Below are 22,695 nucleotides of genomic sequence, written 5' to 3'. Positions count from 1 at the left end.
CCTACCGAATCTCGGTGACCATAGCTGCCGGAACGCGTCCGCGACAGACGTGACCAGTGCACGACGGACGCCACAATTCGAGGAAACCCGAGGAGACCCCGGGAAACCCGAGGAGAGAGGCACGAACGTGGGGCGCTACGACCGGCTCAGGCACATCCTCCGACTCGATCCGGAACAGGACGCACACGAGATCTACCAGTTGATCGCCGCTCATGAGTTTCCCTGGGACATCGCGCGTGCGCTCGAACTAGCGCTGTACCGCACCTATGCGGTGCCCAGTATCGGCAGTCTGCTGGCCCGGACCGCCGAACTCACCGACCGGACCCAGAAGCGGTACGACGACACGGCGCTGCTTCTGGATGCGGTGGTCGAGCACGGCTTCGACAGCGAGGACGGACGTACCGCCGTCCGGCGGATCAACCAGATGCACCGTGCCTACGACATCTCCGACGACGACATGCGCTACGTGCTGTGCACCTTCGTCGTCGTGCCGAAGCGCTGGCTCGACTCCTTCGGCTGGCGCCGCCTGACGCCGCACGAACTGCGGGCCGTCGCCCACTACTACCGCACGCTGGGCCAGCGGATGGGCATCAAGGAAGTGCCGCGCACCTACGAGGAGTTCGAACGGTACCTGGACGACTACGAGGAGGCGCACTTCGGCTGGGACGAGGGTGGCCGGAAGGTCTCCGACGCCACGCTCGACCTCATGGCGTCCTGGTACCCGGGCCCGCTCGCTCCGCTGGTGCGCCGCGCGAGCCTGGCACTGCTGGACGACCCCTTGCTGAGGGCCTTCCGCTACGCCCGGCCGAGGCCGGCAGCCCGCCGACTGGTGCGGGGTGCGCTGCGGTTGCGTGCCAGTACCGTGCGGTTGCTGCCGCCCCGCCGGCGGCCTCACTTCGCCCGGCAGAATCCCGAGATCAAGGGCTACCCCGGCTACCCCTCGGGCTACCGGACCGCCGACCTCGGCACCTTCCCGGGCTCCGGCGGCGTGCGTCCCGGCTCATGCCCCGTTCCGCACGCCGGGAACGAGAGCCCGCGCTGACAAGTCCCCTCCGAGCCGGTGGCTGCCCTCGGAGCACTCCGGAGCTGCGCCTGGCCCGTTGTCCTCGCTCATTCCGGCTGTCGCTCCGCAAGGGCGAAATACCGCTCGTCCTCGTCCGTGTAGGACAGCAGTCGCCAGCCCGCTGCCGCCAGAAGTGGGCGAAGGCGTGGTTCGGCGCGGATGTCGTCAGAGGTGATCCTCCGCCCCTGACGAGCCGCCAGCGCGGCGCGCCCCACCGGGTGGAAGAGCGCCAGACGTCCGCACGGGCGCACCACGCGAGCCAACTCGCGAAGCCCGCTTTCCGGCCCGGGAAGGTGGGAGATGAGACCGGCTCCGAACACCGCATCCAGACACCCGGTCGGCAGCGGCAAGCGGGAGACGTCGGTGAGCAGCAGTCCGGTGGCAGCCGCCTTCCGCCCGGCGCGCACCACCTGGTCCAGCATCTCGGGGGTGAGGTCGGCGCCGAGCACTGTGCCGTGCGGGCCGACGGCGGCCCGGAGCGGGGGCAGGGCCCGGCCGGTACCGCAGCCGGCGTCCAGCACGGCGCTGCCCGGGCTCAGCCCGACCTCGGCCACGGCTGCGGCATAGGCGGGCCCGTCGTCGGGGAAGCGTGTGTCCCAGCGCGCGGCACGCTCGCCGAAGAACCGCCGGACCGCGGACCGGTCGCCTGTCGTGTCATGTCTCATACGTGTATCCAACTCGGCTGTTCTGCTCCCGTCGATGCGTTCTCTGTGACAGGAGCGACAGGGGTGTAACTGTGTGCGACTGAACAGAACCTCATGGTTGCTGACGGTGCTCTCATGGGTAAGGGTGGCACGGCGGATGCCGAGGAAAAGGGGGCGCGGGGTGGCACTGAACACTGGACTTGACTGGTTGCTGGACGACCTGACGAAGCGGATCTCCTCGGTCCGGCATGCGCTGGTCCTGTCCACGGACGGGCTGGTGACGGGCAACAGCCAGGAACTCGACCGCGAGGACGCCGAACACCTCGCTGCGGTCTCCTCGGGACTCCACAGCCTGGCGAAAGGGTCCGGCCAGCATTTCAAGGCCGGCCGGGTGCGCCAGACGATGATCGAGTTCGACGAGGGCGTGCTGTTCGTGACGGCCGCCGGGGACGGCAGTTGCCTGTGCGTTCTGGCCGGGGCGGAGGCGGACATCGGCCAGGTTGCCTACGAGATGACCCTGTTGGTCAACCGCGTGGGCGAACACCTCGGGCTCGCCGTCCGGAAGAACGACTGACCGCGGCTGCAAACACCCGAACGACCTGCGCTTTCGCAGAGTTATCCACAGGCTCGGCGGAGAAGTCGAGGGCGGGCTACCGTCGTTGTCACGCAAGAAAAGCCGACAACGACGGGGGATGACAAGATGCGTGAGAAGACTGGCGGGCGCGGTGTACCGGCCTCCTCCCCACTCGCGGGAGACCTGGCGCCGCGCACGGCCGCCAAAGAGCTCGGCCTGGGGCTGCGGGAGCTCGAACTGGCTGTACAGCTCGACGAAGTGCGCACCGTACCTGCGGCGCCGGGGGAGCCCCGCCGGGTGCCACGCGAGGAGCTGCTGCGGATCAAGGGGGCTCCCGACTTCCCCGGAGGTCTGCGCGAGCGGCTGCGCGTGATGGGGGCGAGTGAGGCGTCGGAGCTGCTGGACATCAGCCCCGCACGCTTCGCACGCCTCGCCAGGGCGGGTTGCCTCGGCCCGGTCAGCCTCTATGTGAACCGGTACCGCACCGTCGTCTGGCTCTACCGCGCCGACGAGTTGCGGGACTTCGCGGAGAACAGTGCCCCGCTGTTGGCGGGGCGCCTGCCCGTCGGTATGCGGGCCGCCTTGCAGGCGGGCACGGACCAGCGCGCGGAGAAGTGGCGGACGCGGCGTGTGCAGCAGCTGACCCGGCAGGCGGGCACGCCGTGGGAACGGGCCGCCGCGAGGGCCGGAGTGCTGAGCGAGGACACCTTGGCGGAGGCGGTGCCGCATCCCGTGGAGCGCCGCATGCTGAGGCAGTTGCGTCCCAGCTTGCTTCGGGTGCGCAGTGAGTCGGTGGCGACCAGGGGGCTGCTGGAGAAGCTGTGTCTGGCCAGCGGTGAGGAAGAGGTGCGGCGGCACCGGCTGATGCTGGAAGCCGACCTAGAGGCCGCGCGGGTCGCGGAGTTGCTCTCGACGGACAGCTTTGCCGCGGGGCCGGCCTTCGGCGGTCAGGGGCGCAGCGAGGACCGGGCACAGACCCGGGCCTTCCTGCCGCACCCCGGGCAGGGGCGGCCCCACCCGGGAACCCCGCGTCCGCTCACCCCGGAGCCCGCCGCTCCGGTGCCGCGCAGGCGCTGGTCCTTGCTCAGGCGCCGCCGGCCGCGGCCGGCGGCACAGCCGGCACACTGACGGGCGGTCGACAAACGACTCTGGGCCGCGCGGACCGACGGGTCGGCAGCGAGGCCGATGTCAGGAGCGGTGCAGGGAAGGAAGGCCCATCCGGTCGCTGACGGCACCGGTCAGTCGTGGCCGGGCCGGCGAGGGGCGGAACCGTTCGGCGCGGCGCCGTGCGGGCGGAACAGCCCCTCCTGCATGACAGAGACGATCAGCTTGCCCTCCCGGTCGAAGATCTGACCACGGGCAAGCCCTCGTGCTCCGGTCGCGATGGGGGACTCCTGCTGGTAGAGGAACCACTCGTCGGCCCGGAAAGGCCGGTGGAACCACATCGCGTGGTCCAAGGACGCCGTGTCGAAGTTGCGGTCGCCCCACAGCGGTTCCATCGGGAGACGCACGGCGTCCAGAAGCGTCATGTCGCTCGCGTACGTCAGCGCGCACGTGTGCACGAGGGGGTCGTCTCCCAGCGACCCGATCGCCCGCATCCACACGGCGCTGCGCGGCTCGACGTCGGCGAGCTCCTCCGGGCTCCAGCGCAGCCGTTCCACATACCGCAGATCGAAGGCCTGACGCCGCGCCATCCGCTCCAACGGCTCGGGCAGGGAGCCCAGATGGGACTGGATCTCCTCCGCCAGTCTCGGAAGGCTCTCCGGTTCGGGCACCTCGGGCATCGGCAACTGATGCTCGAATCCAGGCTCTCGCACATGGAAGGAGGCGGTCAGATTGAAGATCGTGCGGCCGCGCTGCACTGCCACCACGCGGCGCGTGGTGAACGAGCGCCCGTCCCGTACCCGCTCCACCTGGTACACGATGGGCACGCCCGGGATGCCGGGACGCAGGAAGTACGCGTGCAGCGAATGGACCGGGCGCTGGTCGTCCACCGTGCGGCCGGCAGCCACCATCGCCTGCCCGGCCACCTGCCCGCCGAAGACCCGCTGGAGCGACTCGTGGGGACTGCGGCCCCGGAAGATGTTGAGGTCGATCTCCTCGAGGTTCAGCAGGTCCACAAGGCGTTCCGCGGGGCTGGGCCCGGTCATCTCGCGCGTTCCTTTCTCGCGTCCAGCCGTGCCGTTCTCGTGTCCCAGGCCGGTGTCGCGGCGGCTACGGCTCTCACATCGGGCCGACGCCCGTCACCTGGACCACCGCACGGCCCTCCTCGTCCGAGGCCACGAGATCGACCTCGGCCGAGATGCCCCAGTCATGATCGCCGCGTGGGTCGGCGAATGTCTGCCGGACGCGCCACAACCCGTCCTCGGGCACCTCCGTGATCTGCAGCAGCCGCGGCCCCCTGGCGTCGGGGCCCGTTCCCAGCTCGTCGTACTCCTCCCAGTAGGCGTCCATGGCCTCCGCCCACCTCTCCTCGTCCCAGCCGGCGTCCTGGTCCAGCTCGCCCAGTTCGGCGTACTTGTCGAACGCGGCAAGTTCCACCCGGCGGAACAGCGCGTTGCGTACCAGGACGCGGAAGGCACGTGGATTGTCCGTGACGGGCTTGACCTGGTCCGCCCGCTCCTGCGCCTCCTCCGCCGTCTCGTCCTCCGGGTTGGCCAACTGCTCCCACTCGTCCAACAGGCTGGAGTCGACCTGGCGCACCATCTCTCCGAGCCACTCGATGATGTCCTGGAAGTCCTCGGACTTGAGGTCGTCGGGAACGGTGTGCTCAAGGGACTTGTAGGCGCTTGCCAGGTACCGGAGCACGATGCCCTCGGTCCGGGCCAGCTCGTAGAAGGAGACGAACTCGCTGAAGGTCATCGCGCGCTCGTACATGTCCCGGATGACCGACTTCGGGGAGAGTGGGTGGTCTCCCACCCACGGGTGGGACTTGCGGTAGAGGCCGTAGGCGTGGAAGAGCAGTTCCTCCAGCGGCTGGGGGTAGCTGATGTCCATCAGCCGCTCCATCCGCTCCTCGTACTCGATCCCGTCGGCCTTCATCTGGGCCACGGCCTCGCCCTTGGCCTTGTTCGTCTGCGCCGCCAGGATCTGCCGCGGATCGTCCAGAATCGACTCGACGACGGAGACCATGTCCAGGGCGTAGGACGGCGATTCTGGGTCCAGCAGCTCGAACGCGGCGAGTGCGAAGGTGGACAGCGGCTGGTTGAGGGCGAAGTCCTGTTGGAGGTCGACGGTCAGGCGGACGGTGCGGCCCTCGGCATCCGGCTCGTCCAGCCGCTCGACGATGCCGCCGTCCAGCAGCGAGCGGTAGATGGCGATCGCCCGCCGGATGTGCCGCAACTGCGAGCGGCGGTCCTCGTGGTTGTCCTCCAGCAGTCGGCGCATCTGCGTGAAGGCGTCGCCGGGGCGCGCGATCACCGAGAGCAGCATCGCGTGGGTCACCCGGAAGCGGGAGGTCAACGGCTCGGGGTCGGAGGCGATCAGCTTCTCGAAGGTCTGCCGGCTCCAGTTGACGAATCCTTCCGGAGCCTTCTTGCGGACGACCTTCCGGCGCTTCTTGGGGTCGTCACCCGCCTTGGCCAGCGCCTTCTCGTTCTCGACCACGTGCTCGGGGGCCTGGGCGACGACGTAGCCCGAGGTGTCGAACCCCGCGCGGCCGGCCCGGCCGGCGATCTGGTGGAACTCGCGAGCGCGCAGCGTGCGCACGCGGCTGCCGTCGTACTTGGTCAAGGCGGTGAACAGGACGGTGCGGATGGGGACGTTGACACCGACGCCGAGGGTGTCCGTGCCGCAGATGACCTTCAGCAGACCGGCCTGAGCGAGCCGCTCCACCAGTCTCCGGTACTTGGGCAGCATGCCGGCGTGGTGCACACCGATGCCGTGGCGCACGTAGCGGGAGAGGTTGCGACCGAACTTCGTGGTGAAGCGGAAGTTACCGATGACCTTGGCGATCTCGTCCTTCTCCGCCCGGGTCGACATGTTGATACTCGTCAGCGCCTGCGCCCGCTCCACCGCCTGCGCCTGGGTGAAGTGCACGATGTAGACGGGGGCCTGGTGCGTCTCCAGCAGCTCGGTGAGCGTCTCGGTCAGGGAGGTGGTGCGGTAGTCGTAGCTCAACGGCACCGGGCGGGTCGCGGACCGCACCACAGCCGTCGGACGGCCCGTGCGGCGGGTGAGGTCCTGCTCGAAGCGGGTGACATCTCCCAAAGTCGCCGACATCAGCAGGAACTGCGCCTGGGGAAGCTCCAACAGGGGGATCTGCCAGGCCCAGCCGCGGTCGGGCTCGGCATAGAAGTGGAACTCGTCCATCACCACCTGGCCGATGTCGGCATCCGCCCCGTCGCGCAGCGCGATGGAGGCCAGCACCTCGGCGGTGCAGCAGATGACGGGCGCGTCGGCGTTGACGGAGGCGTCGCCGGTGAGCATGCCCACGTTCTCGGTGCCGAAGAGTTTGCACAGGTCGAAGAACTTCTCCGAGACCAGAGCCTTGATCGGGGCGGTGTAGAAAGTGACCTTGTCCTGGGCGAGTGCCGTGTAATGAGCCCCCGCCGCGACCAGACTCTTGCCGGACCCTGTCGGCGTCGACAGGATCACGTTCGCCCCGGAGACCACCTCGATCAGTGCCTCCTCCTGGGCGGGATAGAGCGAGATCCCTCGCTCCTCCGCCCACCCGGAGAAGGACTCGAAGAGGGCATCGGGGTCGGCGTCGCTCGGCATCTGGTCGATAAGGGTGGCTGTCACGCTCCCCATACTGCCCTCTGCCCCTGCCGATCATGGAACCGGTGGGCTCGGCGTGATCATCGAGCGCTACGCTGTGTGGCCGACCGGGCGTCAGGTACGGCGGGCCACCGGGCAGGCCGTGACGACCACCGTGCGTCAGGCCCGGGCATGAGCAGCGCGGGGGCGCGGGGCCCGGTCCCGGCCGCAGGGCCGCGACAGACGCGAGGTACAGAACGCTGTACAGAACGAGGCGGGGATACGCATGATGGGACCGGCGCACTCACTGTCGGGAGCCGCTGCCTGGCTCGGTGTGGGAGCTGCTGCGGCTGCGCTCGACCAGCCGATGCCCTGGCCCGTGGTGGTCATCGGCACGCTGCTGTGCGCCGGCGCCGCGCTGGCTCCGGACCTCGATCAGAAGTCGGCGACGATCTCCCGGGCCTTCGGCCCCCTCTCCCACATTCTGTGCGGGGTGATCGACAAGCTCGCCACGGTGGTCTACAACGGCACCCGGTCGCGGGGGGAGCGCCACCGTGCTGGAGGCCACCGCACGTTGACGCATACCTGGCCCTGGGCCCTGTTCATAGGCGCCGGCTTCTCGGCCGCCGGCGCCCTCTGGGGCCGGTGGGCCGTGCTGGTCATCCTCTTCATCCACGTGGTGCTCGCCGTCGAGGGCCTGCTGTGGCGCATGGCGCGGGTCTCCAGCGACGTGCTGGTGTGGCTGCTGGGAGCGGCCTGCGCCTGGATTCTGGCAGGAATACTGGAGGAGCCGGGCAACGGGGCCGACTGGCTGTTCACCGGCGACGGCCAGGAGTACCTGTGGATGGGGGTACCCATCGCCCTTGGCGCGCTGGTGCACAACATCGGGGACGCCCTGACGGTCTCCGGCTGCCCGATCCTGTGGCCGATCCCGATAGCGGGCAAGCGGTGGTACCCGCTGGGCACGCCGCGCTTCATGCGCTTTCGCGCCGGCGCCTGGGTGGAGAACGCCCTGCTGATGCCCGCGTTCATGGTGCTCGGCGGAGCGGGCAGCCTGGTCGCCCTCGGTTTCATAGGCACCTGAGCCGCCCCGCCGTCCTGCCGCCCGGCCAGGTGGGGGCAGCCCGGTGGGATGCCGCTCCCTCCCTTGCCGGACCCGGCACTGCTCTACCCGTGCCAGGAGCGCCACAGCGCCGCGTAGGGGCCGTCTGCCGCGACGAGGGCGTCGTGGCTGCCCAGTTCGCTGATGCGGCCGTCCTCCACCACCGCGATGACGTCCGCATCGTGCGCCGTGTGCAGACGGTGGGCGATCGCCACCACCGTCCTCCCGTCGAGGACCTGACCGAGCGACCGCTCCAGATGCCGCGCGGCACGGGGATCCAGCAGGGAGGTCGCCTCGTCCAGCACGAGCGTGTGCGGGTCGGCGAGCACCAGGCGCGCGAGCGCGATCTGCTGCGCCTGGGCCGGGGTGATGGTGATACCGCCGGACCCTACCTCGCTGTCCAGCCCCTCCGGCAGCATCTGCGCCCAGCTGTCCGCGCCGACCGCCGCCAGGGCAGCCAGCAGCGCGGCGTCGTCGGCGTCCGGGGCGGCCAGCAGCAGATTGTCGCGCAGCGTGCCGACGAAGACGTGGTGCTCCTGGTTGACCAGCACCACATGGCGGCGGACATCCTCGGCACGCATCTCGCTCAGCCGTGCCCCGCCGAGAGTGACCTCGCCCCGCCGGGGTCCGTATATCCCGGCCAGCAGCCTGCCCAACGTCGATTTGCCCGCGCCCGAGGGGCCCACCAGAGCGACCCGGCTGCCGGGAGCCACGTCGAGCGTGACGTCGCGCAGGACGTCGACACCGTGCCGGTAGCCGAAGCGCACCCGGCTGGCGCGCATCTCCTTTCCCCGGGGTACGAGGCCGCCCGCGCCGTCGTCCCGCTCGATCTCCCGCACGCCCACGAGCCGGGCCAGCGACACCTGGGCGACCTGCAACTCGTCGTACCAGCGCAGGATCATGCTCACCGGCTCGACGAGCATCTGCGCCAGGAGGGCGCTGGTCGTCAGCTCGCCGACACTCACCCAGCCGTGGAGGACGAAGAGCCCGCCGAGCAGCAGTACGCCACCGATGATCAGCATGTTGCTGATGTTGACCGTGGGGAAGAGCACGGTGCGCAACCACATCGTTCTGCGCTCCCATGCCGTCCATTCGCCGATCCGCCGCTCGGAGAGAGCCACCCGACGCGAGCCGAGCCGGTGCGCCTCCACGGTGCGGCCCGCGTCCACGGTCTCGGCCAGCGCGGCGGAGACGGCCGCGTAGCCGGCCGCCTCCGCCCGGTAGGCGTGCGGCGCCCGCCGGAAGTACCAACGGCAGCCGACCAGCAGCACGGGCAGCGCGATCAGTACGGCCGGCGCCAGCGGCGGCGCCGTCACGCAGAGAGCGCCCACCAGCAGCGCCGTCCACACCAGGCCGACCGCGAGTTGCGGGACGGCCTTGCGCATGGCGTCGGCCAGCCGGTCGATGTCCGTGGTGATCCGCGAGAGGAGATCGCCGGTACCGGCCTGTTCCAGCACGCCGGGCGGCAGACCCACGGAACGGACGAGGAAGTCCTCCCGCAGGTCGGCCAGCATCTGCTCGCCCAGCATCGCTCCGCGCAGGCGTACCTGCTGGGTGAAGACCGTCTGCACGGCGAGTGCGAGTGCGAACAGGGCGGTGACGCGGCCCAGTTCCAGCTGACGGCTGCCTGCGGCCAGATCGTCGACGACCCCGCCCAGCAGTTGCGGCCCTGCCATCGAGGCGAGGACGGCGACGGTGTTGACCGTGACGAGGAGCACGAAGGCGCCACGGTGGCGGCGCAGAAGCTCCCGGACGTAGGAGCGGACGGTCGCCGGGGAGCCGACGGGCAGGATGGTGACGTCCTCCGGCGCCGACGGGTCGTAGGCCGGGTCGGGGACCCCCAACCGTGGCGTGCGCCGCGTGGCGGGTGCCGGACGGTGCGTCGTCTCCGGTGGCGAACTACGGGCGGTCACGCGGATTCGACCTCCTCCGTCTGTGCGGCTTCCACGGGTGACTGTGCGGCCTCCACAGGGCTGCCTTCCTGGTCGCTGGCGCCAGGATCGGCTGGAAGGCGACCGACATCGGGAGCGCCGGATTCGGCCGGAGCACGTCTCTTGCCGGCGGCGCTGGACCGGGGCGGTGAGGCGCATCCCCCCGCCTCCGCGGCACGCGGCGCTGCCGGGGCCGAAGCGGGCTCGGAGCCGCCTGGTTCCCGGCTCACCACGGCTCGGTACCCGGGTTCGGTACGCAGCAGATCACGGTGGCTGCCGGTTGCGGCGACGTTGGCCTCGCGCAGGAAGACGACGTGGTCCGCACGGTCGAGGAGCAGCGGGCTGGAGGAGAAGACCACTGTCGTCCGGCCGGACCGCAGCAGCGCCACTGCGCGGGCGATCCGGGCCTCGGTGTGCGAGTCGACTGCCGAGGTGGGTTCGTCGAGAACCAGAACGGGGGGATCGGTCAGCAGCGAGCGTGCCAGAGCGAGCCGCTGCCGCTGGCCACCCGAGAGGGATCGCCCGCGTTCGGTGACCCTGGCCCGCATCGCCTCACCGCCCGCATCCGGGCTGCTCTGCCTCAGCGCGTCCAGCACATCCCGGCACTGGGCGGCGGCCAGAGCCTGGGCGGCGCTCACCGTGCCGGAGGACGGTACGTCGAGCAGGTCCGCGAGGGTGCCGGAGAGCAGCACCGGGTCCTTGTCCTGGACCAGCACGATGGCGCGGGCTTCCTCCAGCGGCATGTGGTCCAGCGGGGCCCCGTCGAACAGGACGGAGGCGGAAGCGTGCGCCTGGCGGTCGTCGGCGGATTCCGCCCCGGTGTCGGCCTCCGACGGCGGGTGGCCGCCCAGCCGCTCGGCGAGGCGCCCCGCCGTGTCCGGGTCTCCACAGACCACGGCGGTGAGCGTGCCGGTGGGGACGTGCAGTCCGGTGACCCGGTCGTACAGCCCGGCGGGCGACGCCTCCGCTGTCCCCGCAACGACCTCGGGCAACCGTCCGACGACGGAGTCCTGCGGTCTGTCGACGACGGATTCCTGCGGCGGGTCGGGGACGGTCACCCGGGCACTGCCAACGCTGGAGCCCCGCGCTGCGGTGGCCGGATCGTCGAAGCCGTCCACCGATGTACGGCCCTCGCCCGGCGGTGTGCGCATGCCCTGCACCGACGTGTGCGCCTCCTCGACCGGGACGCGCTCCCCGTACCGCGGTGCCTGCGATCTGCCCCGCGGCGCCTGCGATCCGTCCCGCCGTGCCCGCTCCTCGTCCCGCTCTCCCGTGGCGGACCGTCGCAGCCCCAGAACCCGCGCAGCACGAGTCGCCGCGGGCCGTGAGAAGGAGTACGACATGGCGAACTCGCCGAAGAGCTGGAGAGGCATGAGCAGGAAGCTGATGGCTCCGTACACCATGACCAGCTCGCCGACGGCGATACGCCCGTCCCGCGCCAGTGCGGCGCCGTACCAGACGACCGCGATCAGCAGCAGTCCCGGCAGGACGACTTGGAGGGCCTCGATGAACGACCACATGCGAGCGGTCCGCACGGCGGCTCGCCGGACCTCCTGCGAGGCCCTGCGGTACCGGTCGAGGAAGAGGCCCTCGCCTCCGATGCCGCGCAGCACTCGCAGGCCGGCGACGGTGTCGGCGGCGAGCTCGGTCGCGCGCCCCGCCTTCTCCCGCTGGACGTCGGCCCGCCGGGTCGCCCGGGGAAGCAGCGGCAGCACGGTCAGCGCGAGAGCAACCATGCCTCCGCAGGCCAGGAGGCCCAGTTGCGGCTGGTAGACGGCGAGTGCGGCACAGACACCGAGGGTGGTCAGCAAGGCGGCGCTGAACCGGGAGACCGCCTCGACGCACCAGCCGATGCGCTCGATGTCTCCGGTCGAGACGGCGACCACCTCCCCGGCAGCGACCCGGCGGGTGAGGGTGGCGCCCAGCGCGGCGGTACGGCGGGCGAGCAACTGCTGGATGCGTGCGGCCGCGGTGATCCAGTTGGTGACCGCGACCCGGTGGAGCATCGTGTCGCCGACGGTCACGGTCAGGGTGAGGGCCAGCATCGCCGCACCGGCCTGCAGAAGGCCTCGGCCCGAGCGGTCCACGACGGCGTCGACTGCGAGACCGGCGACCGCGGGGAACAAGGCGATCGAGGCCAGGTGCAGGACACCCCACCCCAACGCCTTGAGCTGGCCGCCGAGCTGCCGGCGTCCCAGCCACAGCAGCAGCCGTGGTCCGGAGCGCACGTCCGGGTCGCCGGGGTCGGAGTAGGGGAGGTCACGAATCTGCATGCCGTTCCAGACGGTTTCGAAAGCGGGGCAGTCGGGCTGCGGCTGCGTCGGCTGCGCGCGGTCGGCGGCCGACCGGCTGTCGACGGCCCCCGGCGTAGGCCGGCAGTGCGGCGGGGCGAAGTGCAGGGGTGTGCGGCCAGGCCCGGGCCGTACGGTCGGTCGGTCAGGTGGCGGGAAAGTGCGAGGGGCCGAAGGGGTGGAAGGAGCGCGGTGAGCGGACAGAGCGGTACGCACCCGGTTCGGCCGCGCAGCGGCGTCGGCACGGCTCGGGCGACTGCTGATCTCATCCGGTCAGCCGGGACAAAGCAACAGGTTTTCCCCGGCGGCGGACAGCTTCAGGCCAATGCGAGGATGGAGGACATGCGCACACCTGGGGCAGCACGGACAAGCGGCGGTACGGCGGCGCGCGCGGACTTCACGGGCCGCGCCCAGGAGGTGTCATCCGGTCGGGCCAGAGCGCGGGCCAAGGCCAAGGCAGTCCTCGTGGCGGCGGCCGGCGGCACGGTGCTGGCCGTGCTGCTCTCCGGCTGCGGGTCGGATGGCGGGGGAGGACACTCCACCGGAGCGAAGGAATCGAAGGCCTCGAAGTCGTCCCCGAAGGCCGAGTTGGCGAAGGATCCCACCAGGATCCCCCACGTGGGTGACCGCCTCCAGAAGAAGATCCCCGACAACAGCGATCAGGTCGTCGCCGTCGAGGGCAAGGGGAAGGACTCCGCAGCCGCGACCGTGCGCCTCTACACCCGGCAGGGCAAGAAGTGGCGCGAGGAGCACACCTGGCAGGCGCACAACGGTAAGAAGGGGTGGACGCCCGACCACCGCCAGGGGGACAAACGCAGTCCGGTCGGTGTCTACACCCTCTCCGACGCCGGCGGGGTGCTGCCGCAGTCGGACACCAAGTTGCCGTACGCCCAGACATCTTCGTTCACTCCGCCGACGTACTGGCCGAAGAAGACCCGGCACGACTTCGACCATGTGATCGCGATCGACTACAACCGCGTCAAAGGCGCGTCCCCCCTCGACCCGTCCCGGCCACAGGGGCAGGCGAAGGGGGGAAGCATCTGGCTGCACATGGACCACGGCAGCGGCACCTCGGGCTGCGTGAGCCTGTCGAGGTCCGGGATGGAGACGCTGCTGAGGACGCTGGATCCCAAGGAGCACCCGGTGGTGGTGATGGGGGACAAGGCGTCGCTCAGGAGCTGAGCCTGCCTTCCTCGCGCGCTGTGCCCGCAGCGGGCGAGGCGGCCGGTCCAAGGCCGGGCAGGGCCCGGGTGAGGTGTCGGAGGGTCACTCCTCGGGCTTCTCGGAGTCGACGCCCGGTCGTGCCTTCTTCCACAGCCCCCGGGTGAAGTCCGGGATGGCCTGCGGCAGCCCGTGTGCCTTGATGGAGGCGTGGCTGAGCGGGACGGGAGAGGTCCAGGTGGCCGCGTCGTAGACATCGAAGTCGGGCACCAGCCCGAGCTGCATGCACTGCATCAGACGGAACAGCATGATGTAGTCCATGCCGCCGTGCCCGCCGGGCGGGTCGGCGTGTTCCCTCCACAGCCAGTGGTCGTGGCTCTTGTACGCGTCGAAGTCGCCCCACTCGTCCCCGGACATGTCAGGTTCGAGGTAGATGCGGGGTGGGTAGTCCTCGAAGACGCCCTTGGTGCCGCCGAGGATGTTGAGCCGTGAATAGGGGTGCGGGTTGGACACGTCCTGCTCCAGCCGGATGACCCGGCCCTTCGCGGTCTGGATGAGGCTGATCGCCATGTCGCTCTTGACGTAGCTCTCCTTCCAGCTCGGGTCGCCCGGCGGCATGTGCTCCTTGCGGTAGGCGGCCAGCCCGGCGGTGGGGGAGCCGAAGGTGCTGATCCGTACGGCGCGGTCGCCGCGGTTGACGTCCATGTAGTTGGCGACGGGCCCGAAGCCGTGGTTGGGGTAGAGGTCGCCCCTGAGGCGGGTGTGCCACAGGCGCCGCCAGGGGCCCTCGTAGTAGTCCGGGTCAAACATCAGTTCGCGCAGGTCGTGCAGGTAGGCGCCTGCGCCGTGCAGGAGATCGCCGAAGAGACCGCCATGGGCCATCCGCAGCACGCGCATCTCGTTCTGTCCGTAGGCGCAGTTCTCCAGTTGCATGCAGTGCTTGCGGGTCTTCTCCGAGAGGTCGACCAGCTCCCACAGCTGCCGCAGCTCCAGCGCGATCGGACACTCGACGCCGACGTGCTTGCCGTCCTTCATGGCGGTCTTGGCCATCTCGAAGTGCCAGTCCCAGGGCGTGGCGACGTATACGAAGTCGAGGTCCGAGCGTCTGCACAGTTTCTCGAAGTCGTGATCGTCCTTCGTGTAGAGGGCGGGCGCGGGCTGGCCGGCGTCGGTGACCTTCTTCGCCGCGCGCTCGGACTTCTCCCGCACCGGGTCGCACAGGGCGACGACCCGGACGCCGTCCAGCGCGAGGAACAGATCGATCATGCTGCCGCCGCGCTGTCCCAGGCCGATGATGCCGACCCGGACGGTGCGGCGCGCCTCGAACGGTACGCCGATCATGGTCTTGCCCTGGCGTGGCGGTGTCGCGGCGTCGTCGTACCCCGACGGCGCCGCCGAGGCCGGGGTGGGTGTGGCCGCACCAGCCGTGGTGCTGCCCAGCGCGCCGACGCCGAGACCGGCCCCGGCTGCTGAGGCGGTCCGCAGTACGGAGCGGCGGCTGAATCCCTGGTCGTCACTCATCGTGTCTCCCGCAGGTCGTCGCATGTCGTCCGGGTGGCCTCGGCGCACCGGTACGTCTCGGAACGAGGAACTCGGCTCAGGACCCTGGTGGTTGAGATCAGTGGTGCGCAAGAGCGCGTACTTGGACTCTCGTTGCCGGTGGATGGACTTCCCCGTCCGCAATTATTTGCTGAAAGAGACTGGCTGGTCTTGCGAGCCCTCTTGACGCGTCCCTGCCGTGGCGGGAGGCTCCGGTCACAGCTCGTGGACGGGCCGGGCCCCTGTGGCCGCCGGTGCGTTCACGTCCCCCACGGTGGCCCAGGCGCCAGGCTGCCTTCCGGGCATCCCCTGCCCGAACACCGAAGGAGCCGCACCATGAGAAAACGTCTGCTCGGAGCCGGGACGGCAGGAGTACTGGCGGCAAGCGGCCTGTTCGTGACGACGCCCTGGCACGCTCAGGCGGACGCGTCGGCGCGCCTCAGCCACGTGCCGCGGTCCGCCACCGCGCCCGCTCCGGCGTCGCCGCCCGGCGGCAAAGCCGTCACCGCCACCCTGTTCGAGCGGCCCTTCACCGCCGTCGCGAAGGAGTGCACCGACACTCTCGGCCCCGCCGGGTACGGCTATGTCGAGGTCTCACCCGCCGGCGAGCACATCCAGGGCGACCAGTGGTGGACCTCCTACCAGCCGGTCAGCTACCGCATCGCGGGCCGACTCGGAAGCCGCGACGACTTCGCCGAGATGGTGAAGACGTGCGAGACGGCAGGCGTCGGGGTCATCGCCGACGCCGTCGTCAACCACATGACCTCCGGGTCAGGGACCGGCACCGGAGGCTCGGCGTACAGCAAGTACGACTACCCCGGCACCTACCAGGACGCCGACTTCCACACCTGCCGTCACGACATCCAGGACTACACGGACCGGGACGACGTGCAGAACTGCGAACTCGTGAGCCTCGCCGACCTCGACACCGGCAGCGAGGCGGTGCGCGGTACCGTCGCCCGCTACCTCGACGACCTGCGCTCCCTCGGGGTGGCAGGGTTCCGGATCGACGCGGCCAAGCACATGGCGGCGGACGACATGGCGGCCATCAAGGCCAAGATGAGCCAGGATCCCGGCTTCTGGGTCAGCGAGGTGATCCAGGGGGACGGTGAAGCGGTCCAGCCGGAGGAGTACACCGGCCTCGGGGACGTCGACGAGTTCCGCTACGGCCGTGCCCTCAAGAGCGCGTTCCAGGGGGGAGACCTCGGTGCTCTTGCGCAGGTCGGGGACGGGATGCTGGAGGGCGGCGCCGCCCGCACCTTCGTCGACAACTGGGACACCGAACGCAACGGCTCCTCCCTCACGTACAAGGACGGAGCCGTCTACACGCTCGCCAACGTCTTCCTGCTGGCCCACCCCTACGGCTCGCCGAACGTCTACTCCGGCTACGCCTTCGACGACAACGACGCGGGCCCGCCCGGCGGTACCGACGGCTGGACCGGCAACCACGCCAAGCCCGAGATCACCGGGATGGTCGGCTTCCGCAACGCGGTCGGCACCGCCGAGCTGACCGACTGGTGGTCCGAGGGCCAGACACTCGCCTTCAGCCGCGGCGACCGCGGGTTCGTCGCTCTCAACAACGGTGACAGCGAGGTCAGCGCAGACTTCACCACTTCGCTGCCCGCCGGTACGTACTGCAACGTGGCTTCCGAGCAGGGGGGTTGCCAGGAGAAGGCGGAGGTCGGCTCCGACGGCATCGCAGGCTTGACGCTGCCGGCCCACACCGCGGTCGCCCTCCACGTGGACGCCAAGAGATGAGACGGTCGGCGGAGCAACGCTGGCGGGACGAGGCGGCCGGTCGGTGACAGCGGGCACCGGGTGACCCGCCGGAACAGTCCGGGGCCGGCGCTGCCCGTTCAGTGCGGCCGGGTCGCCAGCTCCAGTTCCTGGATCACCGAGTGGTACCCGCGATTGTCGGTGCGGCCCGTGCCGTGCGCATCGTCCGCGGAGGCGGGTGCACCCTTGCCCGTGGCGTGGTCCATACCGATCTCACACGTCCGGTTCGCCGACAGATAGGCGTCGTAGGGACGCTGCCCCACCTCCGCGGCCTCCCGGGCGGTCGCGGAGGCGGTCAGCTCCTCGTGCAGCAGTCCACGATCGCCCGCGAAGGCGCAGCACCCGGCGTCCAGCGGTACGACGACCTCGTCCGCGCAGGCCTCGGCCACCCGGCGCAGTTCGTCCTCGTCCCCCAGGTGCCGCATCGAGCACGTGGGGTGGACGACGGCGGAGGGAACGCGGCGCTCGATGGTGAGGTGCGGAAGCAGATCCCGTGCCGCCCATACCAGGGAGTCGACGACGGTCAGCCGATCGTGGAGTTTCCGGTTGGCAGGGGTGAGGTAGGGGACGACTTCCTCCGTGAGGCCCAGAGTGCACGAGGAGGCGTCCACCACCAGGGGAAGCTCCCCGCCGTCCGTCCACCGCCAGGCAGCCTCCACCATCCGGTTGGCCATGAGCGTGTTGCCTGCCTCGTAGCCTTTGGAGTGCCAGATCGTGGCGCAGCAGGTGCCGCGCACGTCGTCCGGTATCCACACCGGGCGGCCGGCCCGGGCCGAGACGACCACCATGGCCTCGGGCAGCGACAGTCCCTCGTAACCGTCCGGATCGCCGAAGATCCGGTTCACGCACGCCGGGTAGTAGACGGCGGCGGCGAGCTGCCGGCTCGTCGCCGGCAGCCGCTTGGCGGCGGGCGCCGGGATCTCGGGCAGCCACTCGGGCACCAGATCCGGACGGACAGCCTTGCGTGCGGTGCCGGTCACGGCTCCCAGTAGGCGGTCCCCCAAGGTGCCGTCCCGCCCGCGGACGCGCCTGCGGAGCTGGTCGGCGGCTGCGACGGCAAGCCGGGCCGAGCGCTCCACCTGCGCGAAGTGGCGCGCCGTCCGTGCGGCGGCCCGCTCCTCGCGCGGGGAGTGCCGTGCGTGCCGGAAGGTCTTCATCAGGGCACCGGTGTCGATGCCCACCGGGCAGTCGAGCTTGCAGGTCGAGTCCCCCGCACAGGTGTCGACGGCGTCGTAGCCGTAACTGGCGAGCAGGTTCTCGCCCACCAGGGAGCCGGGTGACTGACGCAGCATCTCGCGGCGCAGCACGATCCGCTGGCGCGGCGTGGTGGTCAGATCCTCGCTCGGGCAGGTCGGTTCGCAGAACCCGCACTCGATGCAGGGGTCGGCGATCGCCTCGACGCCGGGAATGGATTTCAGGCCGCGCAGGTGGGCGTGCGGGTCGCGGTCCAGCAGCACGCCGGGTGCCAGCACGCCGGCCGGGTCCAGCAACCGCTTGATGCGCCACATCAGCTCGGTGGCCTCGGTGCCCCACTCCAGCTCCAGGAAGGGAGCGATGTTGCGGCCTGTCGCGTGCTCGGCCTTGAGGGAACCGTCGAAGCGCTCGACCGTCATGCGGCAGAACTCGTCCATGAACGCGGCGTAGCGGGAGACGTCCCCTGGGTCGGCCGCGTCGAAGGCCAGCAGGAAGTGCAGGTTCCCGTGTGCCGCGTGGCCCGCCACGGCGGCGTCGAATCCGTGGCGCTCCTGCAGCTCCAACAGCGCCTCGCAGGCTTCCGCCAGGCGTGCGGGCGGCACCGCGAAGTCCTCGGTGATCAACGTCGTGCCCGACGGGCGCGACCCGCCGACCGCCGTGACGAACGCCTTGCGTGCCTTCCAGTAGGAGGCGATCGTCTTCGCGTCGCGGGTCAGCTCATTGGTGACGGAGGCGACGGGGGCCACCAGTTCGAGACCGGCCAGTACCTCCCGCGCCGCCTGTTCGCGCTCCTCCCGTACGGCGTCGTCGGGGGAGCGGAACTCCACCAGCAGGGCTGTCGTCTCCTTCGGCAGGTCCGCCCAGTCGCGCGGCACACCGGACACGCTCACGGAGGCTCGCAGGGTGTTGCCGTCCATCAGCTCGACGGACATGGCCCCGGCCTCGTTGAAGCGCGGCACAGCGGCTGCCGCGGCTGACAGCGACGGAAAGAAGAACAGTCCCGTGGACGTGCGCCGGTGCAGCGGAAGGGTCTCGAAGACGAACTCGGCGAGGAAACCGAGCGTGCCCTGCGAGCCGATCATGAGCCCCCGCAGGATCTCCACGGGCGTCGCACCGTCCAAGAAGGCGTCCAGCCGGTAGCCGTTCGTGTTCTTCAACTCGTGCTTGGCCCGGATACGGGCGACGAGAGAGGTGTCCGCCTCGATCTCCGCCTTGAGCGCCAGCAGGCCCTTGCACAGCGCCGGCTCCTCGCGCGCCAGTTTCCCGTCCGCGGCCGGATCTGCCGTGTCCACGACGGTTCCGCCGGGCAGGACGCAGGTGAGGGAGGCGACGGTGCGGTAGGAGTTGCGGGTGGTGCCGGCCGTCATCCCGGACGCGTTGTTGGCGACCACCCCGCCCACGGTGCACGCGATGGCGCTGGCCGGGTCGGGGCCCAGCAGCCGTCCGTGCGGCGCCAGTGCGGCGTTCGCCCTGAAGACGGTGGTGCCCGGTCCGATACGGGCCCGGGAGCCCTCGTCCAGCACCTCGACGCCTGCCCAGTGCCGACGCACGTCAACGAGGATGTCCTCCCCCTGTGCCTGCCCGTTCAGCGATGTGCCCGCGGCGCGGAAGACGACGTCACGGCCGTGTTCGCGCGCGTACGCGAGGACCGCGGCCACGTCCTCGACGTCCTCGGCCAGCACGACCACCTTGGGGATGAACCGGTACGGGCTCGCGTCGGAGGCGTACCGCACCAGGTCGGAGACCTTGGTCAGGACCTTGTCGGCGCCCAGCAGCCGCTCCAGGTCGCCACGGAGCGGCTGCGGTGTGCCGTCTGCCCGCTCGCTCGGCACCCGGTCCGCGGCCGGGGCGCGGCCGTCTCCGGCCTGCGGGCGCAGCGATCCGGGCTTCGGTTCGAGCAGCGGCATGGGAGCTCCTGGGCGCACAGCGGGGACACGGGACGCTGGGTGTTCGGCCCGTACCGCGCCGTCCGGGCCGCACGGGCGATGCCCCCTTCCGGTCGGAGCACGGTGTCTGCCCGGCCGGAGCGGCGGCATCTGCGTCTCATGCTAAAGCGGCCCTCCGACACCAGCTGTGGGGGTCGTCCCGGCCGGGCAACGCTCGTCGCCCCGCCTGCGGCCGGGCCGCCTGCCTACCGGCTGCTCCAGCCTTCCTGGCCGTCCAGCAGGGCCAGCAGGCGGCTGAGCTCGTCGCGCTGTGCGGACGTGAGCGGTGCCAGCAGCTCCTCGGCGGCCGTCCGCCGGGCCCGCCGCAGCTCCGTCAGCGCCCGGAAGCCGCCCTCCGTTAGCTCGATCCGGGTGACCCGGCGGTTGCTGGTGTCCGGAGCGCGGCGCACCAGCCCGCGCTCCTCCAGGGCGTCGATGAGGCTGGTCACCTGCCGGGGGACCACGCCCAGCCGGTCGGCGAGGTCGGCCATCCGGGGCGGCTCGGGGCTGTGCGCGACCGTGCGCAGCATCCGTCCCTGCGCCGGGGTGACGCCGAGGGGGGCGAAGTTGTGCCGGTGAGCATGGTTGATCCGCTTCGTCAGGCGGAGGAGCTGGTCGGCCAGGTCGAAAGCGGGTTCGTCGGCGGGGTGGTGGACCATGGCCGCAACGTATCAGGACAGTGTTCATTGTGAGTATAGGTAACAATGAACTATGCTCCGGAGGCCTGTGAGAAGACCCGTGAGAGCGCGGTGCCGTGGATCCGGCGCCGCCCTCCCCGCCGAACCCGAGGAGTCCCTTGCGCCATCCAGCGCCCGGCTGGACGCCGGCCCAGAAGCATCCCCTCCATCCACCGACAGCCGAGCAGCCCGCGCAGGTGCGCCGCATCCTGCGCCTCTTCCGGCCCTACCGTGGCCGGCTGGCGCTGGTCGGCCTCCTGGTCGCCGCCTCGTCGCTGGTCTCCGTCGCGTCTCCGTTCCTGCTGCGCGAGATGTTGGATGTCGCCATCCCCCGGCAGCGCACCGGACTGCTGTCGCTGCTGGCCCTGGGCATGATCGGCACCGCCGTGACGACCAGCGTCTTCGGCGTCCTGCAGACACTGATCAGCACCAGGGTCGGGCAGCGGGTCATGCACGACCTGCGCACGGGGGTGTACGCGAAGCTGCAACGGATGCCGCTCGCCTTCTTCACCCGCACCCGCACGGGTGAGGTGCAGTCCCGCATCGCGAACGACATCGGCGGCATGCAGGCGACGGTCACCTCGACCGCCACCTCTCTCGTCTCCAACCTGACCAGTGTGGTCGCCACGGTCGTCGCCATGCTGGCTCTCGACTGGCGGCTGACCCTCGCCTCCCTCGCGCTGCTGCCCTTCTTCGTGTGGGTGAGCCGGCGCGTGGGCAGGGAGCGCAAGCGCATCGCCACCGAGCGGCAGAAGCAGATGGCGTCGATGTCCGCACTGGTCACCGAGTCGCTCTCGGTCAGCGGCATCCTGCTCGGCCGCACCATGGGCCGGTCCGACTCGCTCACCCGGAGCTTCTCCGGCGAGTCCGAGCGGCTGGTCGATCTGGAGGTGCGCTCCAGCATGGCCGGGCGCTGGCGGATGGCAACCATCGGCATCGTCATGGCCGCCATTCCCGCGCTGCTCTACTGGACCGCCGGCATCCTCACCCACTTCGGCGGTCCCGCCTTCTCCATCGGCACCCTCGTCGCTTTCGTGACCCTCCAGCAGGGGTTGCTGCGGCCGACCGTCTCGCTGCTGACCACCGGCGTGGAGATGCAGACCTCGCTGGCGCTCTTCCAGCGCATCTTCGAGTACCTCGACCTGCCTGTCAGCATCACCGAACCCGAGTATCCCGTGGAGCTGCCCACGGTGCGCGGTGACGTGCGCTTCGAGAACGTCGACTTCTCCTACGGTGACGACGCCGGTCCCGACTCGCCCGAGCCCGCAGGCGGTCCGGGCAGCCTTGGCCGCACCGGAGCGAGCGGTCGCACCCTGCACGGGATCGATCTGAGGCTCCCGGCGGGCAGCAGCCTCGCCGTCGTCGGAGCCACCGGCTCCGGCAAGAGCACCCTGAGCTATCTCGTGCCGCGCCTGTACGACGTGACAGGGGGCCGCGTCACCCTCGACGGAGTGGACGTGCGCGATCTCGGTTTCGCCACCCTCTCCGAGGCGGTCGGGGTGGTCTCCCAGGAGACGTACCTTTTTCACGCCACCGTCGCCGACAATCTGCGCTTCGCGAAGCCGGACGCTTCCGCCGAGGAGCTGCGGGCGGCGGCACGGGCCGCACAGATCCACGACCAGATCGCCGCTCTGCCGGACGGCTACGACACGCTCGTCGGCGAGCGCGGCTACCGCTTCTCGGGCGGCGAGAAGCAGCGGCTCGCCCTCGCGCGCACCATCCTGCGCGATCCGCCCGTGCTGATCCTGGACGAGGCCACCAGCGCACTCGACACCCGCACCGAGCGTGCCGTCCAGCAGGCTGTCGACACGCTCTCCGCCGGCCGCACCACCTTGACCATCGCGCACCGCCTGTCCACGGTGCGGGACGCCGACCAGATCGTCGTCCTGGAAGCCGGCCGGATCGCCGAATGGGGCACTCACGAGGAGCTTCTGGCCGCGGACGGCAAATACGCCGCCCTGGTGCGGCGCGACAGCGAGACCACGGACGCACCGCACAGCGAGGCCGGCACGGCGGAGGCAGGCGCAGGCTCCGATGCCGACGCCGTGGTGTCCGGCGAGCGGCCCGGAGCCGACGTCGCGGTGGGTTGACGCGGCTGTGAGCTGCTGTGGCGCCGAGCC

General features: G+C 70.6%; 15 protein-coding genes. 7 read left to right on the top strand and 8 right to left on the bottom strand.

The genetic code is table 11. The features are described from left to right. Positions 1-127: 127 nt before the first annotated feature. Positions 128-1,042, top strand: coding sequence for an oxygenase MpaB family protein (locus H297_RS0106890; protein ID WP_027736434.1), 915 nt, complete (start codon positions 128-130; stop codon positions 1,040-1,042). 68 nt (positions 1,043-1,110) lie between these two features. On the opposite strand, the gene H297_RS0106885 is transcribed toward H297_RS0106890, so the two are convergent. After that, positions 1,111-1,728, bottom strand: coding sequence for a class I SAM-dependent methyltransferase (locus tag H297_RS0106885; RefSeq protein ID WP_027736433.1), 618 nt, complete (start codon positions 1,726-1,728; stop codon positions 1,111-1,113). Positions 1,729-1,888: 160 nt separating this feature from the next. Between H297_RS0106885 and H297_RS0106880 the strand changes: the two genes are divergently transcribed. Continuing rightward, positions 1,889-2,281, top strand: coding sequence for a roadblock/LC7 domain-containing protein (locus tag H297_RS0106880; protein ID WP_027736432.1), 393 nt, complete (start codon positions 1,889-1,891; stop codon positions 2,279-2,281). 126 nt (positions 2,282-2,407) lie between these two features. Further along, the gene (locus tag H297_RS0106875; protein ID WP_027736431.1) at positions 2,408-3,409 is read left to right on the top strand and encodes a DUF6397 family protein; all 1,002 of its coding nucleotides are present in this window, start codon (positions 2,408-2,410) and stop codon (positions 3,407-3,409) included. Positions 3,410-3,519: 110 nt separating this feature from the next. Here the strand turns inward: H297_RS0106875 and tesB are convergent, their stop codons facing one another. Continuing rightward, the gene (gene tesB, locus H297_RS0106870; RefSeq protein WP_027736430.1) at positions 3,520-4,431 is read right to left on the bottom strand and encodes an acyl-CoA thioesterase II; all 912 of its coding nucleotides are present in this window, start codon (positions 4,429-4,431) and stop codon (positions 3,520-3,522) included. 73 nt (positions 4,432-4,504) lie between these two features. Continuing rightward, positions 4,505-7,033: a DEAD/DEAH box helicase gene (locus tag H297_RS0106865; protein ID WP_027736429.1), complete on the bottom strand. Its 2,529-nt coding sequence runs from the start codon at positions 7,031-7,033 to the stop codon at positions 4,505-4,507. Between the two features lie 232 nt (positions 7,034-7,265). On the opposite strand from H297_RS0106865, the gene H297_RS0106860 reads away from it, so the two are divergent. Further along, positions 7,266-8,063: a metal-dependent hydrolase gene (locus H297_RS0106860; protein WP_027736428.1), complete on the top strand. Its 798-nt coding sequence runs from the start codon at positions 7,266-7,268 to the stop codon at positions 8,061-8,063. Positions 8,064-8,146: 83 nt separating this feature from the next. Here H297_RS0106860 and H297_RS0106855 read toward each other — a convergent pair whose 3' ends face one another. Continuing rightward, positions 8,147-9,925: an ABC transporter ATP-binding protein gene (locus H297_RS0106855; RefSeq protein WP_027736427.1), complete on the bottom strand. Its 1,779-nt coding sequence runs from the start codon at positions 9,923-9,925 to the stop codon at positions 8,147-8,149. 65 nt (positions 9,926-9,990) lie between these two features. Beyond that, positions 9,991-12,285, bottom strand: a complete 2,295-nt coding sequence (locus H297_RS41260; RefSeq protein WP_486589431.1) for an ABC transporter transmembrane domain-containing protein — start codon at positions 12,283-12,285, stop codon at positions 9,991-9,993. Between the two features lie 360 nt (positions 12,286-12,645). On the opposite strand from H297_RS41260, the gene H297_RS0106845 reads away from it, so the two are divergent. After that, entirely contained in the window at positions 12,646-13,485 is an 840-nt protein-coding gene (locus H297_RS0106845) for a L,D-transpeptidase family protein (RefSeq protein WP_106959576.1), read from the top strand. An 84-nt stretch (positions 13,486-13,569) separates the two neighbouring features. Here the strand turns inward: H297_RS0106845 and H297_RS0106840 are convergent, their stop codons facing one another. Next, the gene (locus H297_RS0106840) at positions 13,570-15,009 is read right to left on the bottom strand and encodes a Gfo/Idh/MocA family protein (protein WP_027736425.1); all 1,440 of its coding nucleotides are present in this window, start codon (positions 15,007-15,009) and stop codon (positions 13,570-13,572) included. A 330-nt stretch (positions 15,010-15,339) separates the two neighbouring features. Here H297_RS0106840 and H297_RS0106835 point away from each other — a divergent pair, with 330 nt between their 5' ends. Then, on the top strand, positions 15,340-16,761 hold the full coding sequence (locus tag H297_RS0106835) for an alpha-amylase (RefSeq protein WP_027736424.1): 1,422 nt from the start codon (positions 15,340-15,342) through the stop codon (positions 16,759-16,761). Between the two features lie 98 nt (positions 16,762-16,859). Here the strand turns inward: H297_RS0106835 and H297_RS0106830 are convergent, their stop codons facing one another. Continuing rightward, complete coding sequence (locus tag H297_RS0106830; RefSeq protein ID WP_027736423.1) at positions 16,860-19,880, bottom strand: FAD-binding and (Fe-S)-binding domain-containing protein; 3,021 nt, start codon at positions 19,878-19,880, stop codon at positions 16,860-16,862. Between the two features lie 224 nt (positions 19,881-20,104). Further along, on the bottom strand, positions 20,105-20,557 hold the full coding sequence (locus tag H297_RS0106825; protein WP_027736422.1) for a MarR family transcriptional regulator: 453 nt from the start codon (positions 20,555-20,557) through the stop codon (positions 20,105-20,107). 137 nt (positions 20,558-20,694) lie between these two features. On the opposite strand from H297_RS0106825, the gene H297_RS34985 reads away from it, so the two are divergent. Then, the gene (locus H297_RS34985) at positions 20,695-22,665 is read left to right on the top strand and encodes an ABC transporter ATP-binding protein (RefSeq protein ID WP_051351602.1); all 1,971 of its coding nucleotides are present in this window, start codon (positions 20,695-20,697) and stop codon (positions 22,663-22,665) included. Positions 22,666-22,695: the final 30 nt, after the last annotated feature.

The organism is Streptomyces sp. CNT360, from assembly GCF_000424785.1.
Note: the sequence above shows the minus strand (reverse complement) of the source record. Positions and strands in the feature narration are given on the sequence as shown.